The organism is Thauera propionica, from assembly GCF_002245655.1.
In the GTDB taxonomy this organism is placed as follows: domain Bacteria; phylum Pseudomonadota; class Gammaproteobacteria; order Burkholderiales; family Rhodocyclaceae; genus Thauera; species Thauera propionica.
The window spans coordinates 1-26,172 of record NZ_NOIH01000020.1; the positions used below are offsets into that span (position 1 = coordinate 1).

A 26,172-nucleotide genomic window follows, 5' to 3' on the forward strand; every position below is an offset into this window, starting at 1 on the left:
CTTCGCCACACGGCGGCGCAGTCGGCTTGCCCTGCGTAGTTGCCTGCGGTCGCGCTCCACTGGTCGAAGTCCTCGAACGTCAGGCCGGCGGCCTTGGCTGCCATTGCGGCGCGCACCCACTCGTTACGCTCTGCACCGGCGTCCAGACTCCACAGGGCACGGCGGGCGCGCTCGGGGTCGTGTCCGTTCGGCCTCATCGCGCGCCCTCCCACAGCCAGCCGGCGAGCATCATCAGGCCGGTGAATGCCAGCCAGGCCAGCGCCTCGGGTGTTGTGCGGCCGATCTCACCACGCTTGCAAGCGATTGGGTCAGCGCGCCAGGTCAGCGGGTTGTAGATGCCGCGCTCGGGTCCAGGTGCGATAGAATCAACGGAAGCAGTGTCCCCTTGGGGTGCGCTCTCGAAAGGGATCGCGCCCTTTTCTTTTTCGGTCATTGCCTGCGCCCTCCATCAGTGCGACGAGGTACGGCGGCCGGGCATGACTTGCGCGCCTTCTTCCATTCGGCGGCGCCATTCGGCGGCAGCTTCCAGGCTAATCAGGGTGCGCGTGCCCACCTTCATGATGCGTGGGCCGATCCCTTCCTTCAGCAGCTTGTAGAGGGTGACTTTGGTGATGCCGTGCGCGGCGCAGAAGTCCTTGACGGAATAGACGGCCGGCGCGGCGGGGGAGGGGGCGCACTGTTGAGCGTGCGCGGTGGTGCTGGTGGTGTTCATTTCGGGCGTGCTCCGTTTGTTGAAGTACGCCCTGATTTTTTACTTCATCCGAATAGCAAAAAACCTTTGTGCTAGCAGGACTCCGATTCTTTGCGCTCCCACTCCCTGCACCAGTCGGTTATGGTCTTTTCGTCGGTCAGGTGTTGGCATTGGTCCAGCATTGCGCGAGCAAATGCAGCCTTGTATCGCCTGTGCGCAAGTCGATCAGGCCAGGATTCCCACCTCGCGCGAATCATTGCTTTCTCGGCTGCTCTCGGGTCTCGCGCCCACTTTGCGGCGGCGCCTTTTCCTTGAACCTTGTAAGCAGCGAACTCCGCAGTATCTATGCCTGCCATCGCGGATGAAATGAGCGCGATTCGTCCCATGAGTGCGTCTAGACGCTCGTAGTCATCGGGCGATCCGTCTTCATTGGATGCGATCAGGCCAATTTCCCATCTCAGAAATCGCACCCATTCGGCAGTGTCATAGGTCGCGGCGTCACCGAGCGAATAGGCGCAGTTCTCCCTGCGCTGATCAAGCCAGGTCGTGCTGATCTCGATGTATTGGCGTGCCGTCGCGTCGATCAGGCTTTGCAGTCGCGCATCTATTTCCATACGCCCACCCATGCGGCGAACCCTGGTGATAGGTGCCGCGCCAGCGGGGCAGGGTGTCCCCGTTTTCGGTTGGCCGACCTAGGCGCGGCGTGATCGTGCCCGGAGCGATCCGGGCGTATGTCATCAGATCGCGCTCAGTTGCTTCGGCGGATCGTCTGCCGGCATCTTCCCGAGAATCCGCACAAGCTCCTCAGTCTCTTCGGCCAGATCTTGCAGCGCCCATGAAGCATTGTTGAACGCATGGTCCGGAACGTCGTGGAAGATCCTATCGGCCATGCCAAGCAATGCCGCAATGCCCTTGATCTGGTTCAGGCGGCGATCAATCGCGCCTAGCGCGTCCAGGCGGCTCTCGATCCCTCTGCCATCAATGCCTGCGAACCGAGTGATTACCTCCGGTGGAGGGGCAGGCTGACGTGCGGCCTCGAGCATCTTGGTTGCGATGCGCTTGGCGAGTTCTTCACGGTGCAACTGGTTGTCTGCCTCCATGACGGCGCGAATCTCCGTTGCCAGTTCGGCAGGGTTCAGGAAGATGTTATGTTCGGTGGTAGCCATGATGTGATTCTCCTTTGATTGCTTCATGGTTAGAGTCGGCGGCGGTGGTCCAGACCGTTGCCGGCTCGCCTTGCCTGAGTCCGTCAGGCGGCGGTTACAACATCTTCACCTTCGCCAACTTCTCGACGATGCGTTCCTTGGCAAGGTGTCCGTAGTGGCGCTGGATCATCGCAACGGATGTGCCGGCGATCCGTGCCACGGTCAGCGGGTCGATACCGCCGACGATCATTTCACTGATGGCGACGTGGCGCAGGTTGTAGAGCACCACGTCATCAGGGAGGCCGGCAGTCGTGCGGGCCTCGCTCATTTCGTCGCGCCAGTCGAACCGCGTCCATGCCTTTCCATCGGCGCGTGTCAGCAGCGGCGCTTCTAGGGGTCGCTTGCCGGCGCAGGTCTTGAGGTGGGCGAGGGCGTCGGGCGATAGCGGGATGATGCGGCGCCCGGTCTTGCCCTGTAGGGTCAGAAGGCCAGCGGGGTCCAAGTCGCCCACGGTGGCGCTCGCCAGTTCTCCCGGTCGCGCAGCAGTCAGCAGGACGGCACGCAGAAGGCGCGTAAGAGCCGGCGAGGCGGCCGCTATCAGCTTCTTGCGCTCTGCCACGGTGAGGAACCGTTCGCGGCGCCTGCCGACCTTCTGGAAGCTCTCGACGCGATCCCATTGGGCGGTGGTCGATACGAAGCCCATCCGATAGGCGAGGTTCAGCGCGGCTTTGAGCGTGGCGAGGTTCCTGTTCGCGGAGTCCTTCGCCTTGCGCTCGGCGTCCGGGTCGTCGTCGTCCTCGTCAATGTCCACCAGCTTGTTGCGCCAGTCGGTGATATGCGCGGTGCGCAGCGAGGCGAGCTCGATCTTCCCGAAGGCGCTGCCATACACGAGCCGACGGAAACGCCCCTCGGCATCCTTTGCGGTGTTCTCGCCTTTCTCGTTGCGGCGGTCCTCCACGTACCGCTTGCAGGCTTGCTCCACGGTCAGCACCTCGGGCGATCCGCCTTCGCACTGGTCGAACCATTCGCGCGCCTTCTTCTCGGCTGCGTCGAACTTCTGGAACGTTCCAAGGGCGTTGTAGTGCTGTTTCCCGGTCTCGTCACGGTGGCGAGCTACCCACGTGCCATCACCATCCTCCAGCTTCCGATAGCCCAGGAAGTTACCGGCCGTGATCCGATGCCAGTAGGGTTCTCGGCGCGGCGCAAGGCGCTTTCTACCGCCTGCCGTGGTGATGTCGTTCGTCATAGTCATTTTGCTTGTACGGAAACTGTACGGAAAATTATCACGAACTTGAGCGAACTGCAAGGAACTTGGTTATAGAAAAAACAGTGACTTACGGACTTTGACGAACTCAAATTAACCTAAAATCCTGCCTTCACACGGCAGGGGTCACTGGTTCGATCCCAGTACCGCCCACCAGACATTGAAAGCCGGCCTTCGAGCCGGCTTTTTTGCGTCCATACGGCAGGCTCGATGCCTGCTGGCAGAATCATGTGCAGCAAGGGAAGCGTTCAGGGGCTGGAGGTCATGGACTGGCGTGAGCGCATGATTGCAGCCATCAAGTGCTGCTGAGCCAAGAGCGCAAGCAGGGCAACGGCGCCCACGCCAATGGCTGAGCCGAGCAGTGCGAGATCCGGCAGCGCGAACCCGAATAGCCGACGCATAGGCGCAAAGAGAAGCGCAGCAGAGAGCAGCGCCAGTATCGTAAGGGCCATGGTCCACAAGGCTCGGTTGCCGGTCTGGAACACGGCCCTGACGTCGCCGCGAAGTGTTCGGTTCGCCAGGATCAGTGCGATGTTCGACGCGATCAAGGCGATGAAGGCCGCTGCGCGCGCCGTATCGTCCGACAGGCCTTCATGCAGGAGCCAGCCGTAGAAGCCGCCGACCAGAAGCAGGACGACACAGCCCTGGAGCAGGCTCTGGGCAATCATCGACGGTGAGAAAAGGGGAGCGGACGGGGCGCGTGGCATGCGTTCCATCAGGTCGGGTTCCTCGTCCTCCGCTTCGAACACGATCGAACAGACGGGATCGATGACGATCTCGAGGAACGCGATGTGCATCGGTGTGAACATCAGCGGCCAGCCGAACAGCATCGGGATGAGCGTCAGGCCGGCGATGGGCACATGCACCGCGAAGACGAAGCGCGAGGCCTTCACGATGTTGTCGTAGATCCTCCGCCCCAGCCGAACCGCCTGGGCGAGCGTGCCGAAGTCGTCGTCGAGCAGCACCAGCGAGGACGCCTCGCGTGCGACGTCGGTGCCGCGGCTGCCCATGGCGATACCGATGTGGGCTGCCTTCAGTGAGGGCGCGTCATTGACGCCGTCGCCCGTCATCGCGACCACCGCACCATTGGCCTTCAGCGCCTGGACGATGCGCAGCTTCTGCTGGGGGGCAACGCGGGCAAAGACCGTCGTGGTGCTCACCGCACGCTGCAGGGCTGCGTCATCCAGCCTGGCCACCTCGTCGCCGAGCAGCAAGCCTGCATCGCCATCGATGCCCGCCTGGCGCGCGATGGCGCAAGCGGTGCCCGGATGGTCGCCAGTGATCATCAGCACGCGAATGCCTGCGCGTCGGCACTCCTGCACGGCGCGCGGAACCGTGTCGCGCAGCGGGTCGGCCAGGGCCACGAGGCCGAGCAGGCGGAAATCGAAACCTTGCGGGCTCACTGGCCAGTCGGTGCCGCGAAAGGAGGCCGAGGCGACGGCCAGTACGCGCATGCCGCGCTCGGCCAGGGCGCTCGCTTCCTTCAGGACCTGTTCCCGCAATGCTTCCGGCAAGTTGCACAGGCGGACGATGCTTTCCGGGGCCCCTTTGGCAGCCACCGTGTGGTCCTGTTGGCCGGCCATGCGCCACACGTGGGCCATGACGGGCAGCTCGGGGCTCAGTCCGTATTCGTGCACGAGCACCGGTTTTTCTGCGAGAGGCGCGAGAGCGGACTGCGCCAGCGTGTGGAATGCCCGCTCCATCGGGTCGAAGGGCGCCTCCTCGCAGGCCAGCATCCCATGGCGAAGCAGAGACTGAAACGGCTCGTCCAGGAAGCCTTCGCCGGCCTGCCAGCGCAGCGCCCCCTCGGCCGTGAAGCAGACCAGCCTCTCGATGCCCATCTGGTTCCGCGTGAGCGTGCCGGTCTTGTCGGTGCACAGGACCGTCGCGGCCCCCAGGGCTTCGATCGTGGCCGCGCGGCGTGTGAGTACGCGGCGTTGCGACAGACGCCAGGCACCCATGGCCATGAAGACCGTGAGGATCAGCAGGAACTCCTGGGGCAGCATCGACATCGCCATTGTGATGCCAGCCAGCATTGCGCCCAGCCAGTCGCCCTGGGTGACGAAGAAGAGGAGTCCCACGGCTGCACTCACCACCAGGCCGAGCACCGAGAACCAGCGCACGAGTTGTCGCGTCTGTCTATGCAAAGGGGTCGATTCGGCCTCGATGTTTCCGAGCACCGTTCCGATACGGCCGATCTCGCTGCGGGCGCCGGTTGCCGTAACTTCGGCAAAAGCCCGCCCTGCAACCACCATCGTCCCAGCGAAGATCCGGCTTGAAGCCGTCGAGCGCGTATCACCTTTGGCCGCCAACGCCGTTTTGGCGACTGGAAGGGACTCACCGCTGAGCAGCGACTCGTCCACCGCCAGGTCATTGGATACAAGAAGTCGCGCGTCGGCTGGAACGCGATCGCCCTCCGCCAGCTCGATGAGATCCCCGCGCACGAGTTCGCGACCGGCCACACGACAGGGCGCGCCGTCCCGCCAAACCAACGCACGAGGACTGGTCATGTCGCGCAATGCTTCGAGCACGCGCTCTGTCCGCCGCTCCTGCACCAGGGTGATTGCCACAATGACGGCGAGAAATGCCAGCAACACACTGGCCTCCGCAAGGTCTCCGAGAACGAAGTAGATCGACACCGCTGTTGCCAGCAGCTGGAACATGGGCTCACGCGCTACTTCCAGCATAATGTGCCAGCCCGTCCGGCGCGGTTGTCGGGGCAGTTCGTTCGGCCCATCGAGCGCGAGCTGGCGAGTGGCCTGTTCGGCGCTGAGTCCGGAGGGGGAGGCGCTACCGGCAGTGTTCATTCGCGGAACCTCTTCAGACGCGCACGATTCGCGGCGCGTGCCGCTATTCTGTTGCTCGGGGCCGCACGATGGCCGAATGCCACCCCTGATCGATCTGTTTCAAATGCGATGTGTCAGGCCTGAACGGTCACAGCGGATGAGGGGCCCGAAGAGGGCAACGGTTCAAGGTGGATGGCAAGACGGGCGCCGGTGCGTGCCTCCACCACATGCTCGAGCGCGTGGGCGAGTTCATGGGCCTCCGCGACCGTCCAGTCCCCGGGTACGTACAGCTCGACGTGGGCGAAGTGCATCGCGCCCGCCGCGCGCGTGGTGAGCTTGCCATGGAAGCATCCCGGCGGCGAGTTTTCGCCAAGGGTGCGCTCGATCGCGGCAATCTCGGCTTCAGGCAGCGCCCGATCCATGAGGCCGTCGATCGAACGCCGCATCAGCTCCCAGCCTTCGCGCAGGATGTTGAGCGCGACGGCGCCGGCGACAAGGGGGTCGAGCCAGCTCCAGCCGGTGGCGAAGGCCAGGCCGACGCCGCAGACCACGCCGGCCGTGGTCCATACGTCGGCCATCAGGTGGCGGGCATCCGCCTCGAGCGCCAGTGAGCGGTGCACGCGGCCAACCTCCAGCAGCACGCGGGCGACGAAGAAGTTGATCAGGCTCGCGCCGACCGACAGCAGGGTGCCGAGGCCTAGCGCGCCGACCGGTTGAGGGTTGAGCAGGCGCTCGCCCGCGGTGAGCAGGATGATCAGCGCGGCGATGAAGATGAGGCCGCCCTCGAAGGCGGCCGAAAAGTATTCGGCCTTGCCATGGCCGTACTGGTGTTCGTCGTCGGCGGGCTGACGCGCATAGGACACCATCCACAGCGCAAAACCGGCGCCAGCCAGGTTGACCACCGACTCGAGTGCGTCGGACAGATAGCCGACCGAGCCGGTGAGCCACCAGGCCCCGGTCTTCATGACGATCGTGGTCAGTGCTGCGGCCAGCGAGAGCAGCAGGGCCTGGCGCGGCGTGAAGGATGTCATCGGCTCATAGGGCGGTTGGTCTGGACGTGGGGCACGCCAGTGATTTCAGGACCCCATTGTAGTGACGAAGATCGCCTTCGACTCGCATGATCGCGAGTTGGCGCGCGTCGGCATGCGAGGCGCCGCGGATCAGGACCAGGGCGTCGCGCATGTCGCTCAGCAGCATGCTCGCCTGCGCGCGCTGCGTTCCTTGTGCGGGCAATCGTGTCTGCAAGGCGTCGAGGTGCGGGCTCAGGGCGAGCGCCAGTTTGCCGGGACCGTCGGAAGCGGGGGACTGTCCCGCGGGATTGGCCTGTGACTCGCGCAGATGCGCGTCGATGGCGTCGAGCTCGTGGCGAACGGTGGTGCAGGCGTCCCGCGACAGGAGGGCGGGGTCGTCCGCGGCGGCGTATGCCTGAGCGGCAATGCCGGCGGCGCCCGCGAGCAGCAGGGCGGAGAGCAGGGTCGTGGTCTTCATCGAAAGGACTCCGTGGTCATGACCGGCGGGAGCATGACGCCACGACCCTGAACCCAAGCTGAACTGCCGGTTCTGTGTTGGCGGCGTGACACCGGGATCGAGCGCTTGTTTGCCTTTTCACAAGGCGAGATGGACGATCATCGTGAATACTTCCACCGGATCGCCTGTTGGCTGGGCGACCCGCAGCGGCGAATCCGCTGCTGGCTTTAACCGAATGGAGTGGACATGAAACATATCCAGTTTGCGTACGCGGGACTCCTGCTGTTGCTGAGCCTGCTGTGGTGGCTGGCCGACCCGCTGCTGCCGAACGGCTACGAATACTTCGCCCTGCGCACCGTGGCGATCAACTACACCGGGGTGATCGGCATGGGCGTGATGAGCGTGGGCATGATCCTGGCGCTGCGCCCGGTGCGGATCGAACCCCTGCTCGACGGGCTGGACAAGACCTACCGTCTGCACAAGTGGCTGGGCATCACCGGTCTCGTCTTCTCCGTCGTACACTGGCTGTGGGCGCAGGGCACCAAATGGGCGGTAGGCTGGGGCTGGCTGGTCAAGCCGGAACGCGGGCCGAGACCCGAACTGACCGACCCGGTGGAGATCTTCTTTCGCGCACAGCGCGGCCTGGCGGAATCGGTCGGCGAGTGGGCCTTCTATGCAGCCGTAGCGCTGATCGTGATCGCGCTCGTCAAGCGTTTCCCCTACCGGCTCTTCTTCAAGACCCACCGCCTGCTGGCGCTGGCCTATCTTGCGCTCGTGTTCCACTCGGTGGTGTTGACGCCCTTTGGCTACTGGACCCAGCCGATGGGCGTCGTGCTCGCCCTTCTGATGGCCGGCGGCAGCGTTGCCGCCGCGGTGTCGCTGACGGGGCGCGTCGGTCATCGGCGCAAGGCGGTCGGCGAGATCGAGGAACTGGTGAACTTTGCCGACAACCGGGTGCTCAAGGTGGCGATCCGGTTCAAGGACCGCTGGCCTGGGCACGAGGCGGGGCAGTTCGCCTTCGTGACCTTCTCCACGGACGAAGGGGCGCACCCCTTCACCATCTCGTCGGGCTGGCAGGGGGATGGCCGGCTGTTCTTCCTGATCAAGGGCATCGGCGACTACACCGCCCGCTTGCCCGAACTGCTGCGGGTCGGCGACCTCGTGACGGTTGAGGGGCCTTATGGCCGCTTCGATTTCGCGAACACCGGTGCCAGCGACAAGCGCAGGCAGATCTGGGTGGGCGGCGGCATCGGCATCACGCCCTTCATCGCCCGCATGAAGGCGCTGGCCGTGATGCCCGACGGGCGCGAGGTCGATCTCTTCTACAGCACCGCCGAACCCGACGACGAGTTCATCCAGCGGCTGCAGCGCGATGCGCAGGCGGCGGGCGTGAAACTGCATGTCCTGATCAGCGCGCGCGACGGCCGCCTCGATGTCGCACGCATCTGCGAAACGGTGCCGGGATGGGCCGAGGCGGACGTCTGGTTCTGCGGGCCTGGCGGTTTCGGCCAGGCCCTGCGCGAAGGGTTCTTCGCCAGGGGGCTGGCGGCGAAGGACTTCCATCAGGAACTGTTCGACATGCGCTGAGTACCGCGCCGGGGCGCGGGTCCGCGCTCCCGTCCGCCGTCCGTGCGGCACTGACGTCTCGCGTTCAGGTTCGATTCATTCGGGCACTTGCACACTGGGCACCGATTCAGGACGAAGGGCATCCGTGATGCCCGTCCGGTCAAGCCATCTGCCCAGATCAAGGAACGAACCATGAACAGCAAATTGCGCGCGATTGCGCTCCTGTGCTGCCTCGGTGCGAGCGCCGGCGTACTCGCTGCCCCACCTGCAGATCTCATCGCCCGCTACGCCGCCGAGGCGCGTGCTGCCGACGCCGCCTTCGCGGGCTTCTCCGCCGAGCGTGGCCAAACCCTGCACCGCACCCGCTATGGCCTCGGCAAGCCCGACACCCCCGCTTGCACCTCGTGCCACGGTGACGATGCCCGCGCGCCCGGCAAGACCCGCACCGGAAAGGCCATCGAGCCGATGGCGCTATCCGCGGTGGCCACTCGCTACAGCGATCCGGCCAAGGTCGAGAAATGGTTCAAGCGCAACTGCACCGAGGTGCTCGGCCGCGAATGCACGCCGCGCGAAAAGGGCGACTGGCTCGCCTGGATGACGAGTCAGTAAGCAACCTTCCCGGAGAACATCATGAAAGCCACCGCCCTTCGCCCCCTTGCCCTCGGTGTCGCCGCCCTGGCCGTGACCGTGCTGCTGTTCGGGCGCGCCCAGGCCGGCGACGACGACTACTACGCGCCAGTCACCGACGCACGCACCCTGCAGGAATGTGCCAGCTGCCACATCGCCTTTCCGCCGTCGATGCTGCCGGCGGCTTCGTGGAAGCGCATGATGGGTGGCCTCGAGAACCACTTCGGCGACGACGCCAGCCTCGATGCCGAGACCACCGCCGCAATCACGCGGTATCTGGTCGATCATGCCGGCGATGCGCCAGGACAGGCGAGCAAGCTGCTGCGCGGCCTGCGGGCAGGGGATGCACCGCTTCGCATCACCGAACTGCCGAAGTGGGTGCGCGAGCATGACGAAGTGCCGAGATCCGACTGGACGCGCAAGGACGTCGGCAGCAAGGCCAACTGTGCCGCGTGCCACATCGACGCCGAGAAAGGCTATTTCGAGGACGATTGAAGGGGCGGCCATGAAGCGCTTTCTGACCGCCTTCGTTGCCCTGGTCACGCTGGCCTGGGCCTGGCAACTGTTCTCGACGGCCGGCACCGTTGCCGGCCTGCCCGCCAACGTATGGGTGGTGCGCGAGCAGGCGCTCACCTTGACCGGCCTGTGGTCTTTCGCGCTGATGTCGCTGACGATGGTGCTCGCCACGCGGCCCGTCTGGCTGGAGCGACCCTTCGGCGGCATGGACCGCATCTATCGCGTCCACAAATGGGCGGGCATCCTCGCGATCACGTTCGCCGCGCTGCACTGGCTAGTCGAGATGTCGGACGACGTCATCAAGGCACTGTGGGGCCGAGAGGGGCGGTTGCCCAAGGATCACGGCAGCAGCGTGCTGGAAGCCATGCGCGACGTCGCCGAGGAACTCGGCGAGTTCGCGATCTACGCACTGCTGGCGATGCTGGTCCTCACCCTGTGGAAGCGCTTCCCCTTCAAGATCTGGCGCTACCTGCACAAGGTGATGCCGGTGCTGTACCTCGCGCTCGCCTTCCATGCCGCTTTCCTCGCGCCGCTCGACTACTGGACGCAGCCGGTGGGGCTGATGTTGGCAGGGCTGATCGCCGCCGGCGCGGTTGCCAGCCTGCTCGCCCTCATGGGCCGGATCGGTCACCGCCGTCGCGTCGGCGGGGTCGTCGAGTCGGTTGCCGAGCCGGGGCAGGGCGTCACCGAGGTGACCTGCCGGCTGGACGGCGCATGGCGCGGACACCGCCCAGGCCAGTTCGCCTTTGCCACCTTCGACCGTCTCGAGGGCGCGCACCCCTTCACGATCGCCAGCGCCGATCGCGGAGACTGCCGCATCACCTTCCAGATCAAGGCATTGGGCGACTACACCCGGGGCCTCGCCCAACGCCTTAAGCCCGGTCAGGCGATGCAGCTCGAAGGGCCATACGGCTGCTTCAATCTGCCCACCCGATACGAAGAACGGGATCAGGTGTGGATTGCCGGCGGCATTGGCGTGACCCCCTTCATTGCCTGGCTGGAGGCGTTGCAGGCCGCGCCGGAGCAGGCGCCCGACGCAGATTTCTACTATTGCGTGCGCGACCGCGAATCCGATCCGTTCGTCGCCCGCCTGGAGACCCTGTGCGCGCAGCTTCCGTCGCTTCGCCTGAAGGTCATCAGCAGCGCGCGCCAGCAGAGACTGAGCGCGGCCATGCTGGATGATCGGGCGCGAAAGGAGGCAGTCACCGAGGTCTGGTTCTGCGGCCCCCGGGGCCTGGCCGACAGCCTGCGCAAGGGGCTGCATGAAATGGGTGCCAGCCGTTTCCGCTTTCATCAGGAGGCGTTCGAGATGCGTTGAACGTCCAGCCGCCCGATCCCAGCCGCCGGCCCCCTTGACTTTGCCGTGACTCAACATACACTCGCGCTCCATCAAGGGGAGTAGCTTTTCACGCTGCAGCATCGTCATCACGGCAGACCGTCGCAAGACGTCTTCCCGGTGCTGCAGGCAACGATTTAGTTGCGAGCGAGACCTTGCCCGAGGGCAAGGTCCGTGCGCGCAAAGCATACGCAAGGGTCTGTGTCCTTCGGGAACAGGCCCTTTTTCTTTTTGTGCGGAGCGCGCTTTGGAATCGATCGGAACGTGGTGGATGTGGACGGCCTTTGCCGCCATCGTGGTGACGATGTTGCTGGTGGACCTCTTCGCCTTCGGTGGCGGCAAGCAGCATCGGGTGTCGCTGAAGGAAGCGGCGGGATGGTCGCTCGCCTGGGTCACCGTGGCGATGCTGTTCGCCCTCGGACTCTGGTGGTATCTGGACGGCAGCGTCGGGCGCGAGTTTGCCAACGAGAAGACGCTCGCCTTCGTCACCGGTTATCTGGTGGAGAAGTCGCTTGCGGTCGACAACGTCTTCGTCTGGATGATGATCTTCAGCTTCTTCGCGGTGCCGCTGGAACTGCAGCGCCGCGTGCTGCTGTACGGCATCATCGGTGCCATCGTGCTGCGCACGATCATGATCTTTGCCGGCAGTTGGCTGATCAGCGAATTCCACTGGATCCTGTACCTCTTCGGCGCCTTCCTGGTCATCACTGGCATCAAGATGGCGTGGTTCTCCGAGCACGACCCGGATCTCGAGAAGAACCCCTTCATCCGCTGGATCCGCAACCACTATCCGATTACCGAGAAGCTCGAAGGCGAGCGCTTCTTCGTGATGCGCGACGGTGTGCGCATGATGACGCCGCTCTTCCTTGCCCTGGTGCTGGTCGAGATCTCGGACGTGATCTTCGCGGTCGACAGCATTCCGGCGATCTTCGCCATCACCACCGACCCCTTCATCGTCCTGACCTCGAATCTGTTCGCCATCCTCGGCCTGCGCGCGATGTACTTCCTGCTGGCCGACCTCGGCGACCGCTTCGAACTGCTGAAGTACGGCCTGGCCGCCATCCTCGTCTTCATCGGCACCAAGATGCTGATCGTCGAGTGGTTCAAGATCCCGGTGCTGGTGTCGCTGTCGGTGGTCGCCACCATCCTGGCATGCTCGGTGTTCGCCAGCCTCTGGTACACGGCGCGCAAGACGAAGCCACAGGCCTGACCGTATGCCGCGTGCCGCTCCACGGTGGGGTGGCGCGCGGCCCTCAACGCAACGATCCCTTCGATACCTGACATGATCGCTACGCTACAACGCATCGTCGAATCCGCGCGCTTCCAGCGCTTCATCATCGCCGTCATCGTCATCAATGCCATCACGCTGGGGCTCGAGACCTCGCCCTCGGTCATGGCCCAGGCCGGCGACCTGTTGCTGGCGCTCGATCGGGCGGCGCTCCTCATCTTCGTGGTCGAGATCGTCATGAAGCTGGTCGTCTACCGACAGCGCTTCTTCCGCAGCGGCTGGAACGTGTTCGACTTCGCCATCGTCGCGATCACGCTTGCCCCCACGGGAGAAGGCCTGCAGGTGCTGCGTTCGCTGCGCATCCTGCGTGCGCTGCGGCTCGTCTCGGTGGTGCCCTCGATGCGCAAGGTGGTGAGTGCGCTGCTCAAGGCCATCCCGGGCATGGGCTCGGTGGTCACGCTGTTGCTGCTGGTCTTCTACGTGGCCTCGGTGATGACCACGAAGCTCTTCGGCGCCGATTTTCCGGAATGGTTCGGCACCATCGGGGCATCGTTCTACACCCTGTTCCAGGTCATGACGCTGGAGTCGTGGTCGATGGGCATCGCCCGCCCGGTCATGGAGGCGCATCCCTATGCCTGGGTGTTCTTCGTCCTGTTCATCCTGCTGACCTCCTTCGCGGTGCTCAACCTCTTCATCGCCATCGTGGTGGACGCGATGAGCGCGGTCGAGCAGGAAGAGCAGGCGAAAACGCGCGATCTGGTCGAGGTCGATCACAACGAGGTGCTGGTCGAGATCAGGGCCTTGCGTGCGGAATTGGCCGCGCTACGCAGCGAACAGGCCGCCGCACGGCAAGGTGCCCGGTCGTAACGAGCCGGCCGTAATGGATAGCTGCTCGTAATTCGGTGTTGAGCATGATGGCCGGCTGCCGCTACTGGAAACAACTTCCACATGGCTGCCGTTGATCCTCGATCGAGGCAACGCATGGGAGGAAGGTCCGGGTCAGGCCGGTTTCCGATCCTAGGTCAGCTTCCGGCCAGCACGTATCGGCCCGGCCGCAGCCGCCGTGCTAGCCTCGCGCCGCGGCGATGAAGTCGCCCTTTTCCATCAGCCACGACACCGCAAAGCCTGCGACCAGACCCCAGAATGCCGCGCCGATGTTGAACAGGCTGATGTCGGCGACGGTAACGAGGAGGCTGATGAGGGCGCCGAGAGAGAACTTGCCGCCGAAGGAGGCGAGGAAGGCGCCCTGCAGCACGCGCAGCATCGCCAGACCGCCCAGCACCATGATGAATTCGGCCGGCGCGGCCAGCATCAGGCCGGTGAAGGTGGGCGCCATCAGGCCGAAGAGGATGCCGAAGGTGCCGAAGCACAGGGCGCCGATGTAGTGGCGGTGGCGCTCGCCCGACGAGGTGAGCAAGGCGTTGGTGGGGCCGGTCAGGCAGGTTCTGACGGCGCCGACCGCCGCGCTGAGCGCCGCGCCGATGCCGCACACGGCCGCGATGGTGTTGACCGGCGGTTCGTGGCCGGCGGCCTTCAGCACGGCGACGCCCTGGCCGTTCTGCACCACCAGCACGGTGATTGCCAGCGGCACGACCAGCTCGACCATTGCCGCGACCGACCAGACTGGCGCCTGCACCAGCGGTTGGGCTAGTGCAAGGCTGCCCAGCGCTGCGGCGTCGATGCGTCCGAGCAGGGCGATGGCGAGTGCGCCGGCGAGCAGGGCGCCGATCACCGGCGGCAGACGGCGTCCCAGGGCAGGAACAGCCGACAGCAGCAGGAATGCGATCACCATGGGGCCGGCGATGCCGACGTCGCTGTGCAGCGCCCGCACCAGATCCAGCCCGAAGCGCAGGAAGACGCCCGCCACCATGCCCATGACGATGGGCATGGGCAGCGCCTGCATGAAGCGCTTGACCCAGCCGCTCAGGCCCATCAGCAGCACCACCGCGCTGGTGGCGTAGAAGGCGCCGATGACTTCGGCAAAGCTCAGGTGCTGCAGGGCAGGGCCAACGAGCACCGTGCCGGGGATGGTCCACGCGAAGCCGAGCGGCATGCGGTAGCGCCAGCTCATCGCCAGCGTCAGCAGGCCGTTGATGAAGAACACGCCGAACACCCAGGACGCCAGCTCGGCCTGCGTCAGCCCGCCGCGCGTGCCGACGGCGAGGATGATGGCGACCGGCCCGGTGGCCGAAAAGATGAAACCGATCAGGCCGTTTGCGAGGTAGCCCGGACCCAGGTCGGTAAGCAGACGACGCCAGCCGGGCGCGGGCCCGGCCGGGCGTTCGAGATGCGCGATCATCGGGACTTACTGTGCGGCGATGATGTCGATTTCGACCCGCAGGCCGGGGAAGGCCAGGCGCTCGATGCCGAGCAGAGTGACCGCGGGCGGGCACTCGGGATCGAAGTAGGCCGAGCGGATCTCGCGGATGCGGGCGGTCTGCTCGGGCTGCAGGCCGACCACGTAGATGGTCACATGGACCAGATCGCGCATGCCGGCGCCCTGCGCGCGCAGCGCGATCTCGAGGTTGTCCAGCGTGCCCTTGAGCTGCGCTTCGAGGTCGTCCGGATTGCGCACCTTGCCATCCTTGTCGCAGTCGACCTGGCCGGAGACGAAGATCAGCCGTTCGTGGCCGCGGATGGAGAAGGTCTGGCTGAAAGCCTTGCCGGAGAAGAGTTCAGGGGGATTGATCGCAAGGCGTTCCATGGGTGATTCCGTGCTTGGGGTGTTTCAGGACTGGCGACAGCGGATGGACTGCGAAGGCAGCACGCCATAGGTCGACTTGTAGAGTTCGGAGAAGCGGCCCAGATGGGTGAAGCCGTATTCCAGCGCCACGGCGGTGACGTTGGGACAGCACTGCGCCGGGTTGGTGAGGATGGCGTGAACCTGCTCGAGCTTCTTCTGGCGCACGAAGTTCTTGGGCGTGGTCTTGGTGTTCTTCTCGAACAGCATGTAGAGCGAGCGCAGGCTGAGGCCGGCGTACTGGGCCAGCTGTTCCGCCGTGAGCTCGAGCTTGATGTTGCGGTCGATGTAATTGACCAGACGCTCGAAGCTGGGAGCGCGCTGGGTCGGCGTGACCATGCTGACGTTGTGCTTGAGCATGACCATCAGCTTGGTCGTCACCACGCGGTTGTAGTGCTGCAGCATCTGCGGGGTGGCCATGTCCGATTCGGCCTCTTCGCAGAGCAGACGCAGCAGGATCAGCAGGCTGTCGATGTCCTCGAACTTGTGCGGCACCTGGCTGAACTTGATGCGTTCGTTGGGCTTGAACCAGCGGTGCTCGGCACAGGCGTCGTCGAGCATCGGCGAGGGGATGCGCAGGATGAACTTCTCGCAGTCGTCCGAGTAGGTCAGGTCCAGCGGTTCGTCCGGGTTGATGACCAGCACATGGCCCGCGGACAGGTCGAGCGTGGTGTCGGGCAGCGTGTAGCGGCAGTGGCCGCGCAGGATGAACTGGGCATGGTAGATGTCGCCCAGACCCTCGGAGAGGATGCGCGCCTGTGCGCCGTAGCTGAGGCGGCACAGGTCCAGCATGCCGGCGCGGCGGTGGCTCAGCGACGCGCTGGCGTCACCGGCGTTGGACAGGCGCAGGCTGTGCGAACCCACGTTGGCGCGCACGTACTCGGAAACCTCGAAGGGGTTGGCGGCGGCGAAGACGCTGCTGGCGCAGTTGAGGAACTGGAGGGGCATCATGCGGCTCCCGGGGTGGAGCTGCGTGCATGCATGCGAGACCGAAGTCCGTGGGTCATCCTATTTCTCCTCTCCGCCAGGGCTGCGGGCTGGCGCCGTTAGTAAGCGACTCCGGCTTCTTGGGTGTACGTATAGTCGAGATATCGAATAATCTCGAGTTTATTGGCGAATAAAAGGTGTGTCTATAGCGTCATACGAAAGTTTTTTTGATGGCGCGGACCCGCTCTCGGCGGGCGTAAAAAAAGCCGCGCTGTCCGAAGGGAGCAGCGCGGCCACGGCGTCCGAGGGGAGGGAGAGAACGCCGCAATCAGCCCATGTCGCCACCACCGACCGGCAGCACGGTGCCGGTGATGTAGGCAGCGTCATCGGAAGCGAGGAAGAGGATGGGGTCGGCCTGCTCGTCGAGCGTGCCGTAGCGCTTCATCAGGCTGCTGTCGATCGACTGGCTGTAGATCTGCTTGTACCAGTGCTTTTCCTGTTCGCTCTGTTCCTGGGTGTTGCGCGGGACCAGGCGCGGCGGGGCCTCGGTGGCGCCGGGTGCGGTGGCGTTGACGCGGATGCCACGTTCGGCGGTCTCGAAGGCGAGGCAGGCCGTCAGGGCATTCACGCCGCCCTTGGCTGCCCCGTAGGGCACGCGATTGACCCCGCGCGTGGCGATCGAGGACACGTTGACGATGGCGCCCTTGCCCTTCTCCAGCATGTAGGGCAGGGCCGCACGGCAGCACCACAGCGTCGGGAACAGCGAGCGCCGCACTTCGGCTTCGATCTCTTCTTCACCGTAGTGCTCGTAGGGCTTGGTCCAGATCGTGCCACCGACGTTGTTCACCAGGATGTCGATGCGGCCGAACTTCGCCACGGCGGTGTCCATGACGCGCTGGCACTCGGCGAACTTTTCCAGATCGGCAGTGAGGCTAAGCACCTCGACCTTACCGGACAGGTCCTGGGCCACCTCGTGCACGATCTCCGACCGATCGACCAGCACCAGGATGCCTTTCTCCTTGGCCATCTTCTCGGCGACGCGCTTGCCGATGCCTTGTGCGGCACCGGTGATCACGGCCACTTTGTTCTTGAAACGGTTTGCCATTGTCGCTCCTGACGGAATGGGCAGCGCTCAGACGCTGGCCGCGAATTTCTCGTAGTGGAAGCTCTTGGGCTCCACCTTGCGCTGGCGCAGGTCGTGCGCGACTGCCTCGACCATCGGCGGCGGGCCGCACAGGTAGATGTCGACCTCGCCTTCGTTGAGATGGGCGGGTTCGATGTGGGCGGTGACGTAGCCCTTCTTCGGCCAGTTGCTGTCGTCGGCCACCACGCACACGTCGTAGCTGAAGTTGGGCAGGGCGGCCTTGAAGGCGTCCAGGCGATCGAGCTCGACCACGTCGGCATCGGTGTTGACGCCGTAGATGAGGTGGACGGGGTGCGCGCTGCCACCACTGGCGACCAGCTTGTCGAGCATGGCGAGGAAGGGAGCCAGCCCCGTGCCGCCGGCGAGCATCAGCACCGGGCGCACCACGTCGCGCAGGTAGAAGCTGCCGATTGGGCCGGCGAGCTTGATCGAGTCGCCGGGCTGGGCGTTGCCGGTGAGGTAGCCGCTCATCAGGCCGTTGGGCACATTGCGGATCAGGAAGCTGACCTTGCCCTCGACCGGCATGGCGCTGAACGAGTAGGCACGGGTCTGCGCGGTGCCGGGCACTTCCAGGTTGGCGTACTGGCCGGGCAGGAAAGCCAGCTTCCTGATGCCGTCGCCCTGCAGCACCAGGCTGATGGTGCTCGGCGACAGCTGGCGCACTTCGGCCACCGCGGCAGTCAGCGTGGCGTGCCTGATCTTGCACACTTCCGACGAGGCGGGCACGTTCACCACGCAGTCGCTCTTGGGGTTCATCTGGCAGGTGAGCACGTAGCCGAGGCTGGCTTCTTCCTCGCTCATCGCGTCGTCGATGTAGAAGCCCAGCTCGTACTTGCCGGATTCGGCCTTGCACTTGCACGCGCCGCAGGCCCCGTCGCGGCAGTCGATGGGCACGTTGACGCCCTGGCGGTAGGCCGCGTCGGCCACCGTCTCGCTGGCGTTGCAGTCGATGAAGCGGGTGACGCCGTCCTCGAAGTTCAGCGCGATCTTGAATGTCATGGTTGTCTCCGTGTCGGGGCGTGGTCGGCCGCTGCCGTCGCAAGCGGCGTGCAGCGGCGCCAGACCCTCGTTGTTAGACGTGATAAACGTCGATGACGTGACGGATGTAGTCCGTCTTCAGCACCACCTTCTTCTCCTTGATCAGCGGCTGCTCACCCGACACGTCCAGGGTGTAGAAGCTGGTGCCGCAGAAGTGGTCGGTGTGGTTGTAGCGCACGCTCATCGTGTGCCAGTTGAAGCGCAGCTTGACCTGGCGGTCGGTCTGCTCGAGCACCTCGATGTTCGCCAGCATGTGGCTGGTGCGCGTGTCGGGGATGGTCGCGCTCGAACGCTCGGTGCGGATGCGGAACACGCGGTCTTCCAGACCGGCGCGGCGGCCGTACCAGATCAGCGAGATCTCGGTCTGCGGATTCTCGGTCAGCTCGCCGTCGTCATCCCAGGACGGCATCCAGAAGGTGCAGTTCTCGTCGTACATCGCCAGCCAGCTGTCCCAGTCGCGGTCGTCCAGGTAACGGGCCTCACGGTACAGGAAGGCGCACAGGTTCTCGTAGGAAATGCTCATGTCGTTTGTCTCCGGTTCCCGAGCTGTACGGCATCGTCGTGTACGTGGTGATGGCCGTGGTCCTGCTGTGGCGCCCCGAAGGCATCCTGAAGAAAGGCTGAGACCATGAACGCACACGCTTCCCTCATTCCCAAGCTCGTCGCGCTCGCGATCATCGCCTGCGTGCCGCTGTCGGGCGAGTCCTTCTACATCGAGATCGTCGGCAAGATCCTGGTGATGGCGATCTTCGCCATGAGCCTGGACCTGCTGGTGGGCTTCACCGGCCTGGTCAGCTTCGGCCATGCGGCCTACTTCGGCATCGCCGCCTACGCGGTGGCGATCCTGAGCCCGCAGTACGAAGCCGCCAGCCTGTGGTACGTGCTGCCGGCCTCGATCGGTCTGTCAGCACTCGCCGCCTTCGTGATCGGGCTCTTCGTCCTGCGCACCAAGGGCAAGCGTGTCGACTGGGTATCGGGCGTGCTCAGCCACGGCGAGCAGCGCCAGCTGGAGATCGCCATGGTGCTGGCCACCGACGCCCAGGTGCTGCTGCTCGACGAGCCGCTCGCCGGCATGGGCTCGGAGGAGTCCGCCAGCATGGTCGAGGTGCTCAAGCGCCTGCGCCAGACGCGCGGCATCCTGCTGGTGGAGCACGACATGGACGCCGTCTTCGCGGTGGCGGACATGATCACGGTGATGGTCAACGGGCAACTGCTGGAGTGCGGCCCCCCCGCGCAGATCAAGGCCAGCGTGGCCGTCCAGCAGGCCTATCTGGGTACGGAGGACAGCTTCCATGTCTAACATGCTGCTCGAAGCCAAGGAAATTCACACCTACTACGGTGCCAGCCACATCCTGCACGGCATCGACTTCAACATCCGCGAAGGCGAAGGCATCGCCCTGATGGGCCGCAATGGCATGGGCAAGTCGACGCTGATCAAGAGCATGCTGGGCCTGGTGCGTCCGCGCCACGGCCGCGTGATGGTGCGCGGCGACGACCGCAGCAAGGCGCGCACCTACCAGATCGCGCAGCAGGGCATCGCCTACGTGCCGGAAGGGCGCGGCATCTTCAAGAGCCTTACGGTGCGCGAGAACCTGCTGATGTCGGCGCGCGCCGGCATCGACGGTCGCCGCGAGTGGACCTTCGACCGCGTGATGGCGACCTTCCCGCGTCTGGGCGAGCGCATCAACAACGGTGGCTGGCAACTGTCGGGCGGCGAGCAGCAGATGCTCACCATTGGCCGCGCGCTGATGACCAACCCGGACCTGCTGATCCTCGACGAGGCCACCGAAGGCCTGGCGCCGCTGATCGCGATGGAGATCTGGCGCATCGTCAAGGAGATCCGCAAGACCGGCATCGCCACCGTGATCGTGGACAAGAACCACGGCGCGGTCACCAGCATTTGCGACCGCGCGATGATCCTGGTGAAAGGGCAGGTGGTGTTCGACGGCAGCAGCGACGAGATCCGCGCGCAGCCCGAACTGATCCAGAAGCACCTCGGCGTCTGAGTCCCGAACCGCGTTCGCAAGGAACCCAACCATGAGCTACAAATCCCTGGACATCATCCACGACGAACACCGCGCCCTGGCGGCGATGCTGAGCGGCCTGCGTGCGCTCGCCAGCGGGATCGAGGCCGGGCGGCTGACACCCGACTTCGACCTGATGGCGTCGATGATCGACTACATCGAGAACGTGCCCGAGAAGGTGCACCACCCGAAGGAGAACACCTACCTGTTCGCCAAGCTGCGCCAGCGCTGCGACGAGGTGCTGCCCGTCATCGAGCAGCTCGAACAGGAACACACGCAGGGCGACGCCCGCATCGCTGAACTGCGCGCCGCGCTGGAAGCCTACCGACGCGCGGGCGCGTCGGCCTTCGCCGCCTACCAGGCGGCGCTCAAGGCCTACATCGAGTTCGAGTGGCAGCACATGAACACCGAGGAGCACCTGGTGTTTCCCCTCGCCCGGAAGCACCTGACGGCGGAGGACTGGGCCGAGATCGACGCTGCCTTCCTGGCCAACGATAATCCGTGGCAGGGTGCGGCCGGCGAGTATGCCGCGCTGTTCACCCGCATCGTGAATATGGCGCCAGCTCCGGTGGGGCTGGGCGGCTGACAGCCGGGCGAAGCGTCCGGCAATCATCGGAGACAGACATGACGGAAACGCCCCCGGGGTTCGACTGGACGGACCGCTACTTGCTCGGCTACACGGCGATGGACGACACCCACCGCGAGTTCGTGACCCTGGTCGATACGCTGCTGACGGCGCCGGACGCCGGACTGGCGCAAGCCCTGGACGCGTTTGCCGCGCATGCCGTGGCCCATTTCGAGCAGGAAGACGGCTGGATGAGGGGCACGGATTTCCCGGCCGCCGATTGCCACATTGACGAGCACGCCAAGGTGCTGGCCTCGGTGCGCGAAGTGCAGCAGGAGCTTGCCGCGGGCAATGTCGTCCTGGTGCGCGAGCTGGCACAGGCGCTGGTGGACTGGTTCCCCGGCCATGCCGACTACATGGATTCGGCGCTCGCGCAGTGGATGGTCAAGCGCTCGCACGGCGGCGCGCCGCTGGTGTTCCGTCGCGATTCCGCCAAGGCCTGAGCCTCGGCAGCTTCGTGCTGCAGACGATCTCCCTCCCCGAAATCAGGATGTGCGTCGTGGTTGCCTCTCGCGCCGCAAGGCGCGGGGGTGATTTCGGGTTTGGCCCGCTTCGGCGGGCCATTTTTTTACGCGGTCACTCAGTTTGCCGCGGCACTGGTGAAGGTGTCGGGCATCTGCAGCGCGACAATCTCGCCCTTGGCCGTGGCGACACCATCGGCGAAGACGGTCGCCTCGACCACGACCTTGCGGCCCTTGATCTCCTTTACCTGACCCCGGATCTCGAGTTCCGGGCCAAGCGGGGTGGGCTTGAGATAGCTCACGTGCAGTGACCCGGTCACGAAACGGAACGGGGGCTGGCTGTCCATCGGCCGGTTCTCGGCGCGATACATGGCCGCCGCGGCCGTACCCGTGCCGTGGCAATCAATGAGCGAGGCGAGCAGGCCGCCATAGACGAAACCGGGAATCGCAGTGTGCTCCGGCTTCGGCTGGAAACGGGTCACCGTTTCGTCGCCATCCCAGACGGTCTTGATCTGGTGCCCGTGCTCATTGTTGCGGCCGCAGCCGTAACAGTGGGCGAGGTTCTCGGGGTAGTAGTCCTGGAATGCCTTCATGTTGTTGTCCTCTCGAGACGTCTGTGGTGCCTTGATGCTATGCGGAACGCGCCTCGCCGCGGATTGCGGGCACGGACAAGCTGCATGCAAATTCCGCCAATGGCTTTCTGATTCGAACTGAAAGCGATCGTCTGAACGGCTGCTTCAATCCGAAACCCGGCGTAGGTGCAACTCATACAACTTGGCCTCAGCTGCCGGTGGCTTGATGGGGCAGTCAGGCAGCAATGTGCTGCTCACCTGTCGTTCGAGCGTCAGGCGACGGTGAACGGCGGCTTCTCCATCCTGCCAGCTGGTGCTACCGACCCGTAAGAGACACTCGTCATCTCGATGGTTCTGCGTCAGGTTACTAAGCCAAGCCGCCGCCTGAACCTGTAACTTGCGAGTAGTACGTCGGTGCTGAGTCGATCAATGCAAATGCCGGTGATGCATGTCCGGAAAGTGTGGATGTTTGTGCACCATCGCCTCATGCCGGTGCCAATGTTCGTGAGGCTCCTCGCCGATCCATCCGAAGTCATGCTCGTGCTGGTGGTGCGCATCGTGGACATGCCGATGACTGTGTTCCATCGGCTCGTGCACATGCTCGTGCTCGTGGTGCTCGGTGAGGTGCAGCCACACGCCCCAGACCATCAGGGCGGAAGCGAGCCAGAATGCCGGTGAGGTCGATTCACCGAGCAGCACAAGGGAAAAGGCCGCGCCGATGAAGGGTGCCGTGGAAAAATAGGCACCGGTGCGCGCCGTGCCCAGTGCGCGCAGCGCCAGCACGAAGAGCACCAAGCTGATGCCGTAGCCCAGCAGACCGACGGCCAGGGTCCCGAGCAGGATCGGGCCAGCGGGCAGACTGGCGCCAAGTGCGAACGCCAGCCCTGCATTGACCGAGCCCGCCACCGCACCTTTCGCACCGGCGATGAACAGCGCATCCGAGGCTGCGACTCTCCGCGTCAGGTTGTTGTCGATGGCCCAGCACAGGCAGGCAGCAACGATGGCGAAGGGCCCGTACCAATCACTTGTCCCCGCATCACCGCCCGGCCAGGAGAGCACCGCCCCGCCCGCCACGATGGCAAGCATGCCGAGCACGATGCGGCGGTCGGCGTTTTCCTTGAAGACAACCCAGGCGATCACGGCGGTCAGCACCGCTTCAAGGTTGAGCAGCAGTGAAGCCGTCGAGCCGCTGGTACGCATCAGGCCGAACATCAATGCGAGCGGCCCGAGTACGCCACCGAAGAAAATCGCGCCAAGCAACCAGGGCCATTCGCCCTCGGCGAGTCCAGAGGGGCGCCAGGTGCGGTCGCGGATCAGCCGCGCCACAGCCAGCCCGACTCCACTCCCGAGATACAGCAATCCCGCCAACAACCAGGGCGACATCTCGCCGACGAGCAGTTTGGCGAACGGGGTGCTCGCACCGAACAAGGCTGCCGCGAGCAGAGCGTGGATGACGTAGATGTTGTTCATGACCTCGCCAGATCCGGCAGGCCTCCCAAAAAACGGGGCACGCTGAACGCGGTCGCTTCCATTGTGCCCCCAGCGCTGTGCCAGCAGCCCGTTACGGGCGCGACGTGGCGACCTCCTCGGCCACCAGGCTTGCCAGTTGCTCAGGACCAAAGCTGGGCAGGCTGCGTCCGTTGACGAAGAAGGTGGGGGTCTTGTTCACCTGCAGTGCGGTCAGATCCTCGACGTCCTGCGCGATCACGGCCTGGATCTCGGGCGTCTCCATGTCCTGCCGGGCGCGCCCCATATCCAGGCCGGCGCGCGCGGCTGCCTCGAAGGCGAGATCGAGATTGGGCGCCGCATGGTCCGCCCACTGCGGTTGCGCGGCCAGCAGCGCTTCGAGCACAGGGGTGTAGAGTCCCTGCTTGCGTGCCGCCTCCATCAGCTTCACCACCTGGTCCGAGCCGTGGTGGAAGGGCGCATAGCGCAGCGCGAGGCGGACCTTGCCCGGATGCTGGGCCATGATCTGCTTGACGAGCGGATAGAAGGCGCGGCACGTCTCGCAGGCGGGGTCGAAGAACTCGACGATGGTGACCGGCGCGTTCTGCGGCCCGATGATCGGGGTGTGCATCCGCACGAGGCGGCTTGCTTCCACGGCGACGCGCGTGTCCTGCTCGGCCTGCGTGCGATCACGGTAGGCGTCCATGCCGAAGTAGAACGCCAGGCCGAGGATCAGCAGCACGGCGAGTGCCAGCAGTTTTCGTGTGTTCATTTACGGGTCCTTATCAGATAGATCGTCAGGGCGGCGGCGATAGCGAAGAAGGCCGCCAGCGACAGCCATGGAATCTGGATGTCGCCAAGGATGACCAGGGCTTGCTGGCTGCACGAGGGGCCGGTGCCACAAGGCACCCACCACTGGGGCACCCAGCCGGCAATCAGCGCGCAGTGATAGGCCGCGAGGGCGAGGCCAGCCAGCGCGAACGGCATCGCATACACCGCGCCGCGCCGGTCCTCGGTGAACACGGCCATGCTCAGGATGATGGCCAGCGGGAACATCGCGATGCGCTGGTACCAGCACAGCACGCAGGGCGTCATGCCCATCACCTCACCGATGAAGAGCGCGCCGAGCGTGGATATCAGGGCCACCGCCCAGGCGGCCATCAGCCACCACCATTGGGTTCGTTTGTCTTGCATTGAGTCGGTCTCAAGGTTTGCCTCCCGGGCTACGGGAGGTGCGGCATCCCCAGGCGTGCAGAGAAGTCCGCAATGGAGCACGCCGCCGCGACAGGGCGGTGCGTGCTCGACGGGAGAAGCAAAGGGGGGGGCTGCCGCTCAGGCAGCGCGGCGCCACTTGGGGCGTTCAGGCTCGGCCACCGGTGCCGAAGCGAGGCTATCCTGCACGGTGTCGACGAAAACCTGGCCCGCGCCTGTCAGCGGCAGGCGGCCTGCATCCAGCAGCACCGCGCCCGCCAGAACCTGGCAGAAGGCGCAGTCGGTGTGAAGCCTGCCCTCCTTCCCGATATCGCCTTCATCCATCTGGCAGCCATGCGGAGGGTGGCCGCCATGGCTGGTCGCGAGTCCACTCGACTGAAGGCAGTACGCCTCCATGCCCGCCGAGGCGAACTGGAGCGGCACGAGCAGCAGGAGCAGGATGGCAAACCAATGGCGCATGGGCGGCGATTCTAACCGCAGGACGGAGACTGACGCCCCCATCGCGACCATGAACGAACCGGCCCAGGCCTGCACATCACTGCGGACGCTCTCCGTGGCACACGCAGGCATCGCCTAGCGTCGGTGCTTCGAGCTCATGCAGGATGCCGCATTGCGCAGCACGATCCGGGGCGCCGCACTGGCTGCGCAGGGCAACGAGTTGGTCTTCGAGCGTGCGCAGGCTGTCGAGGCGCGCGCGGACACGGGCGAGCTGGGTGTCGATGAGCGCATCGACCTCACCGCACTCGGCGGAGGGGTCATCTACGAAGCGCAGCAGCCGCGCGACGTCGGCCAGGGCAATGTCCAGCGCCCGGCAGTGACGGATGAAGGCCAGGCGCTCGAGATGCATGCCCGCGTAGGCCCGATAGCCGTTGTGGCTGCGGGCAGGCGCGGGCAACAGCCCGATCCGCTCGTAGTAGCGGATGGTCTCGACCTCGACGTGGGCCGCTTTGGCCAATTCACCGATCTTCATCACGGCTTCTCCTCATTGCGGCGTGTCGTCAGCATAGCCCGTTGACCCTGTAGCGGCTACAGGGTGTGTCATGCAGGCCTGCCCCTCTTCCCGCCAACAGGAGAACGCCATGTCCGGTTGTTGTTCCCATTCCGCCTGCGATGCCAGCGCGGCGAGCCCACGCTTCCGCCGGGCCTTGTGGATCGCCTTGATCGTCAACGCGGCGATGTTCCTGGTCGAATTCGTCGCCGGCCTGGCTGCCGGCTCGGTCGCCTTGTGGGCCGATGCCCTCGATTTCGCCGGCGACGCCGCCAACTACACGCTGTCGCTGACCGTGCTGTCGTGGGGGGTGATGTGGCGCGCACGCGCGGCCCTGCTCAAGGGTGTGGCGATGGCGCTGTTCGGCGC

Annotated in this window: 32 protein-coding genes; 11 read left to right on the forward strand and 21 right to left on the reverse strand. The window is 65.1% G+C overall.

Annotation, left to right across the window (positions count from 1 at the left end):
* From CGK74_RS14915 to CGK74_RS14955, 9 genes are all read right to left on the reverse strand, one after another.
* The coding region (locus CGK74_RS14915; protein WP_133091886.1) for a PriCT-2 domain-containing protein at window positions 1–197 on the reverse strand (197 nt) is incomplete at its 3' end.
* On the reverse strand, window positions 194–433 hold the full coding sequence (locus CGK74_RS14920; protein WP_094269240.1) for a hypothetical protein: 240 nt from the start codon (window positions 431–433) through the stop codon (window positions 194–196). The genes CGK74_RS14915 and CGK74_RS14920, both read right to left, overlap by 4 nt.
* Before the next feature lie 15 nt (window positions 434–448).
* Window positions 449–712 (reverse strand): MerR family transcriptional regulator, encoded by a 264-nt coding sequence (locus CGK74_RS14925; RefSeq protein WP_094269241.1) that lies wholly within the window; start codon window positions 710–712, stop codon window positions 449–451.
* Between the two features lie 71 nt (window positions 713–783).
* Window positions 784–1,317, reverse strand: coding sequence for a hypothetical protein (locus CGK74_RS14930; RefSeq protein ID WP_133091888.1), 534 nt, complete (start codon window positions 1,315–1,317; stop codon window positions 784–786).
* Between the two features lie 111 nt (window positions 1,318–1,428).
* Window positions 1,429–1,857, reverse strand: a complete 429-nt coding sequence (locus tag CGK74_RS14935; RefSeq protein WP_094269243.1) for a hypothetical protein — start codon at window positions 1,855–1,857, stop codon at window positions 1,429–1,431.
* Window positions 1,858–1,951: 94 nt separating this feature from the next.
* The gene (locus CGK74_RS14940) at window positions 1,952–3,082 is read right to left on the reverse strand and encodes a tyrosine-type recombinase/integrase (RefSeq protein ID WP_094269244.1); all 1,131 of its coding nucleotides are present in this window, start codon (window positions 3,080–3,082) and stop codon (window positions 1,952–1,954) included.
* Window positions 3,083–3,348: 266 nt separating this feature from the next.
* The gene (locus tag CGK74_RS14945; protein ID WP_094269245.1) at window positions 3,349–5,907 is read right to left on the reverse strand and encodes a cation-translocating P-type ATPase; all 2,559 of its coding nucleotides are present in this window, start codon (window positions 5,905–5,907) and stop codon (window positions 3,349–3,351) included.
* Window positions 5,908–6,020: 113 nt separating this feature from the next.
* Window positions 6,021–6,917 carry a cation diffusion facilitator family transporter gene (locus tag CGK74_RS14950; protein WP_094269246.1) on the reverse strand — a complete coding sequence of 299 codons (897 nt, stop codon included), beginning with the start codon at window positions 6,915–6,917 and terminating at the stop codon, window positions 6,021–6,023.
* Between the two features lie 4 nt (window positions 6,918–6,921).
* On the reverse strand, window positions 6,922–7,374 hold the full coding sequence (locus CGK74_RS14955; protein WP_094269247.1) for a hypothetical protein: 453 nt from the start codon (window positions 7,372–7,374) through the stop codon (window positions 6,922–6,924).
* 225 nt (window positions 7,375–7,599) lie between these two features.
* On the opposite strand from CGK74_RS14955, the gene CGK74_RS14960 reads away from it, so the two are divergent.
* The 6 genes from CGK74_RS14960 (at window position 7,600) to CGK74_RS14985 (ending at window position 13,493) form a co-directional block, all read left to right on the forward strand.
* Window positions 7,600–8,940, forward strand: coding sequence for a ferredoxin reductase family protein (locus tag CGK74_RS14960; protein WP_094269248.1), 1,341 nt, complete (start codon window positions 7,600–7,602; stop codon window positions 8,938–8,940).
* A gap of 171 nt (window positions 8,941–9,111) precedes the next feature.
* Window positions 9,112–9,528: a DUF1924 domain-containing protein gene (locus tag CGK74_RS14965; RefSeq protein ID WP_094269249.1), complete on the forward strand. Its 417-nt coding sequence runs from the start codon at window positions 9,112–9,114 to the stop codon at window positions 9,526–9,528.
* Window positions 9,529–9,549: 21 nt separating this feature from the next.
* Window positions 9,550–10,041 (forward strand): diheme cytochrome c, encoded by a 492-nt coding sequence (locus CGK74_RS14970; RefSeq protein WP_094269250.1) that lies wholly within the window; start codon window positions 9,550–9,552, stop codon window positions 10,039–10,041.
* A gap of 10 nt (window positions 10,042–10,051) precedes the next feature.
* A complete protein-coding gene (locus CGK74_RS14975; protein WP_094269251.1) occupies window positions 10,052–11,380 on the forward strand; it encodes a ferredoxin reductase family protein in 1,329 nt (442 codons plus the stop codon).
* Window positions 11,381–11,645: 265 nt separating this feature from the next.
* Complete coding sequence (locus CGK74_RS14980; RefSeq protein ID WP_094269252.1) at window positions 11,646–12,608, forward strand: TerC family protein; 963 nt, start codon at window positions 11,646–11,648, stop codon at window positions 12,606–12,608.
* Between the two features lie 72 nt (window positions 12,609–12,680).
* Window positions 12,681–13,493, forward strand: coding sequence for an ion transporter (locus tag CGK74_RS14985; RefSeq protein ID WP_206186267.1), 813 nt, complete (start codon window positions 12,681–12,683; stop codon window positions 13,491–13,493).
* 199 nt (window positions 13,494–13,692) lie between these two features.
* Here CGK74_RS14985 and CGK74_RS14990 read toward each other — a convergent pair whose 3' ends face one another.
* The 6 genes from CGK74_RS14990 to benB form a co-directional block, all read right to left on the reverse strand.
* Entirely contained in the window at window positions 13,693–14,925 is a 1,233-nt protein-coding gene (locus CGK74_RS14990) for a benzoate/H(+) symporter BenE family transporter (RefSeq protein WP_094269253.1), read from the reverse strand.
* A 6-nt stretch (window positions 14,926–14,931) separates the two neighbouring features.
* A complete protein-coding gene (locus CGK74_RS14995; protein ID WP_094269254.1) occupies window positions 14,932–15,330 on the reverse strand; it encodes a RidA family protein in 399 nt (132 codons plus the stop codon).
* Window positions 15,331–15,354: 24 nt separating this feature from the next.
* Complete coding sequence (locus tag CGK74_RS15000; protein ID WP_240498743.1) at window positions 15,355–16,317, reverse strand: AraC family transcriptional regulator; 963 nt, start codon at window positions 16,315–16,317, stop codon at window positions 15,355–15,357.
* 304 nt (window positions 16,318–16,621) lie between these two features.
* The gene (locus CGK74_RS15005; protein WP_094269255.1) at window positions 16,622–17,398 is read right to left on the reverse strand and encodes a 1,6-dihydroxycyclohexa-2,4-diene-1-carboxylate dehydrogenase; all 777 of its coding nucleotides are present in this window, start codon (window positions 17,396–17,398) and stop codon (window positions 16,622–16,624) included.
* A 27-nt stretch (window positions 17,399–17,425) separates the two neighbouring features.
* Complete coding sequence (gene benC, locus CGK74_RS15010) at window positions 17,426–18,436, reverse strand: benzoate 1,2-dioxygenase electron transfer component BenC (RefSeq protein ID WP_094269256.1); 1,011 nt, start codon at window positions 18,434–18,436, stop codon at window positions 17,426–17,428.
* A gap of 73 nt (window positions 18,437–18,509) precedes the next feature.
* A complete protein-coding gene (gene benB, locus CGK74_RS15015; RefSeq protein ID WP_094269257.1) occupies window positions 18,510–18,998 on the reverse strand; it encodes a benzoate 1,2-dioxygenase small subunit in 489 nt (162 codons plus the stop codon).
* A 105-nt stretch (window positions 18,999–19,103) separates the two neighbouring features.
* On the opposite strand from benB, the gene CGK74_RS19275 reads away from it, so the two are divergent.
* Genes CGK74_RS19275 through CGK74_RS15035 form a run of 4 tightly spaced genes read left to right on the forward strand, consistent with a single transcriptional unit; the run spans window position 19,104 to window position 21,567 of the window.
* Window positions 19,104–19,775 (forward strand): ABC transporter permease subunit, encoded by a 672-nt coding sequence (locus CGK74_RS19275; protein ID WP_094269258.1) that lies wholly within the window; start codon window positions 19,104–19,106, stop codon window positions 19,773–19,775.
* Window positions 19,768–20,481, forward strand: a complete 714-nt coding sequence (locus CGK74_RS15025; RefSeq protein ID WP_094269259.1) for an ABC transporter ATP-binding protein — start codon at window positions 19,768–19,770, stop codon at window positions 20,479–20,481. The genes CGK74_RS19275 and CGK74_RS15025 overlap by 8 nt, the downstream gene beginning before the upstream one ends.
* Window positions 20,482–20,512: 31 nt before the next feature.
* The gene (locus tag CGK74_RS15030; RefSeq protein ID WP_094269260.1) at window positions 20,513–21,085 is read left to right on the forward strand and encodes a hemerythrin domain-containing protein; all 573 of its coding nucleotides are present in this window, start codon (window positions 20,513–20,515) and stop codon (window positions 21,083–21,085) included.
* A 38-nt stretch (window positions 21,086–21,123) separates the two neighbouring features.
* Window positions 21,124–21,567 (forward strand): bacteriohemerythrin, encoded by a 444-nt coding sequence (locus CGK74_RS15035; RefSeq protein WP_094269261.1) that lies wholly within the window; start codon window positions 21,124–21,126, stop codon window positions 21,565–21,567.
* A 137-nt stretch (window positions 21,568–21,704) separates the two neighbouring features.
* On the opposite strand, the gene CGK74_RS15040 is transcribed toward CGK74_RS15035, so the two are convergent.
* From CGK74_RS15040 to cadR, 6 genes are all read right to left on the reverse strand, one after another.
* Window positions 21,705–22,178: a PaaI family thioesterase gene (locus CGK74_RS15040; RefSeq protein ID WP_094269262.1), complete on the reverse strand. Its 474-nt coding sequence runs from the start codon at window positions 22,176–22,178 to the stop codon at window positions 21,705–21,707.
* 405 nt (window positions 22,179–22,583) lie between these two features.
* Window positions 22,584–23,627 carry a DMT family transporter gene (locus CGK74_RS15045; RefSeq protein ID WP_094269263.1) on the reverse strand — a complete coding sequence of 348 codons (1,044 nt, stop codon included), beginning with the start codon at window positions 23,625–23,627 and terminating at the stop codon, window positions 22,584–22,586.
* A 91-nt stretch (window positions 23,628–23,718) separates the two neighbouring features.
* Complete coding sequence (locus tag CGK74_RS15050) at window positions 23,719–24,375, reverse strand: DsbA family protein (protein ID WP_094269264.1); 657 nt, start codon at window positions 24,373–24,375, stop codon at window positions 23,719–23,721.
* Window positions 24,372–24,797, reverse strand: coding sequence for a disulfide bond formation protein B (locus tag CGK74_RS15055; protein ID WP_094269265.1), 426 nt, complete (start codon window positions 24,795–24,797; stop codon window positions 24,372–24,374). The genes CGK74_RS15050 and CGK74_RS15055 overlap by 4 nt, the downstream gene beginning before the upstream one ends.
* A 138-nt stretch (window positions 24,798–24,935) precedes the next feature.
* Entirely contained in the window at window positions 24,936–25,274 is a 339-nt protein-coding gene (locus CGK74_RS15060) for a DUF2946 family protein (protein ID WP_094269266.1), read from the reverse strand.
* Window positions 25,275–25,350: 76 nt separating this feature from the next.
* Window positions 25,351–25,785, reverse strand: a complete 435-nt coding sequence (gene cadR / locus CGK74_RS15065) for a Cd(II)/Pb(II)-responsive transcriptional regulator (RefSeq protein WP_094269267.1) — start codon at window positions 25,783–25,785, stop codon at window positions 25,351–25,353.
* 109 nt (window positions 25,786–25,894) lie between these two features.
* Here cadR and CGK74_RS15070 point away from each other — a divergent pair.
* The coding region (locus CGK74_RS15070; RefSeq protein ID WP_133091890.1) for a cation efflux transmembrane domain-containing protein at window positions 25,895–26,172 on the forward strand (278 nt) is incomplete at its 3' end.

Excerpts from the sequence above, each read along its gene's own strand:
- CGK74_RS14920 (WP_094269240.1), bottom strand. The coding sequence starts at position 433 with ATGACCGAAAAAGAAAAGGGCGCGATCCCTTTCGAGAGCGCACCCCAA.
- CGK74_RS14925 (WP_094269241.1), bottom strand. The coding sequence starts at position 712 with ATGAACACCACCAGCACCACCGCGCACGCTCAACAGTGCGCCCCCTCC.
- CGK74_RS14930 (WP_133091888.1), bottom strand. The coding sequence starts at position 1,317 with ATGGGTGGGCGTATGGAAATAGATGCGCGACTGCAAAGCCTGATCGAC.
- CGK74_RS14935 (WP_094269243.1), bottom strand. The coding sequence starts at position 1,857 with ATGGCTACCACCGAACATAACATCTTCCTGAACCCTGCCGAACTGGCA.
- CGK74_RS14940 (WP_094269244.1), bottom strand. The coding sequence starts at position 3,082 with ATGACGAACGACATCACCACGGCAGGCGGTAGAAAGCGCCTTGCGCCG.
- CGK74_RS14945 (WP_094269245.1), bottom strand. The coding sequence starts at position 5,907 with ATGAACACTGCCGGTAGCGCCTCCCCCTCCGGACTCAGCGCCGAACAG.
- CGK74_RS14950 (WP_094269246.1), bottom strand. The coding sequence starts at position 6,917 with ATGACATCCTTCACGCCGCGCCAGGCCCTGCTGCTCTCGCTGGCCGCA.
- CGK74_RS14955 (WP_094269247.1), bottom strand. The coding sequence starts at position 7,374 with ATGAAGACCACGACCCTGCTCTCCGCCCTGCTGCTCGCGGGCGCCGCC.
- CGK74_RS14960 (WP_094269248.1), top strand. The coding sequence starts at position 7,600 with ATGAAACATATCCAGTTTGCGTACGCGGGACTCCTGCTGTTGCTGAGC.
- CGK74_RS14965 (WP_094269249.1), top strand. The coding sequence starts at position 9,112 with ATGAACAGCAAATTGCGCGCGATTGCGCTCCTGTGCTGCCTCGGTGCG.
- CGK74_RS14970 (WP_094269250.1), top strand. The coding sequence starts at position 9,550 with ATGAAAGCCACCGCCCTTCGCCCCCTTGCCCTCGGTGTCGCCGCCCTG.
- CGK74_RS14975 (WP_094269251.1), top strand. The coding sequence starts at position 10,052 with ATGAAGCGCTTTCTGACCGCCTTCGTTGCCCTGGTCACGCTGGCCTGG.
- CGK74_RS14985 (WP_206186267.1), top strand. The coding sequence starts at position 12,681 with ATGATCGCTACGCTACAACGCATCGTCGAATCCGCGCGCTTCCAGCGC.
- CGK74_RS14990 (WP_094269253.1), bottom strand. The coding sequence starts at position 14,925 with ATGATCGCGCATCTCGAACGCCCGGCCGGGCCCGCGCCCGGCTGGCGT.
- CGK74_RS14995 (WP_094269254.1), bottom strand. The coding sequence starts at position 15,330 with ATGGAACGCCTTGCGATCAATCCCCCTGAACTCTTCTCCGGCAAGGCT.
- CGK74_RS15000 (WP_240498743.1), bottom strand. The coding sequence starts at position 16,317 with ATGATGCCCCTCCAGTTCCTCAACTGCGCCAGCAGCGTCTTCGCCGCC.
- CGK74_RS15005 (WP_094269255.1), bottom strand. The coding sequence starts at position 17,398 with ATGGCAAACCGTTTCAAGAACAAAGTGGCCGTGATCACCGGTGCCGCA.
- benC (WP_094269256.1), bottom strand. The coding sequence starts at position 18,436 with ATGACATTCAAGATCGCGCTGAACTTCGAGGACGGCGTCACCCGCTTC.
- benB (WP_094269257.1), bottom strand. The coding sequence starts at position 18,998 with ATGAGCATTTCCTACGAGAACCTGTGCGCCTTCCTGTACCGTGAGGCC.
- CGK74_RS19275 (WP_094269258.1), top strand. The coding sequence starts at position 19,104 with ATGAACGCACACGCTTCCCTCATTCCCAAGCTCGTCGCGCTCGCGATC.
- CGK74_RS15025 (WP_094269259.1), top strand. The coding sequence starts at position 19,768 with ATGTCTAACATGCTGCTCGAAGCCAAGGAAATTCACACCTACTACGGT.
- CGK74_RS15030 (WP_094269260.1), top strand. The coding sequence starts at position 20,513 with ATGAGCTACAAATCCCTGGACATCATCCACGACGAACACCGCGCCCTG.
- CGK74_RS15035 (WP_094269261.1), top strand. The coding sequence starts at position 21,124 with ATGACGGAAACGCCCCCGGGGTTCGACTGGACGGACCGCTACTTGCTC.
- CGK74_RS15040 (WP_094269262.1), bottom strand. The coding sequence starts at position 22,178 with ATGAAGGCATTCCAGGACTACTACCCCGAGAACCTCGCCCACTGTTAC.
- CGK74_RS15045 (WP_094269263.1), bottom strand. The coding sequence starts at position 23,627 with ATGAACAACATCTACGTCATCCACGCTCTGCTCGCGGCAGCCTTGTTC.
- CGK74_RS15050 (WP_094269264.1), bottom strand. The coding sequence starts at position 24,375 with ATGAACACACGAAAACTGCTGGCACTCGCCGTGCTGCTGATCCTCGGC.
- CGK74_RS15055 (WP_094269265.1), bottom strand. The coding sequence starts at position 24,797 with ATGCAAGACAAACGAACCCAATGGTGGTGGCTGATGGCCGCCTGGGCG.
- CGK74_RS15060 (WP_094269266.1), bottom strand. The coding sequence starts at position 25,274 with ATGCGCCATTGGTTTGCCATCCTGCTCCTGCTGCTCGTGCCGCTCCAG.
- cadR (WP_094269267.1), bottom strand. The coding sequence starts at position 25,785 with ATGAAGATCGGTGAATTGGCCAAAGCGGCCCACGTCGAGGTCGAGACC.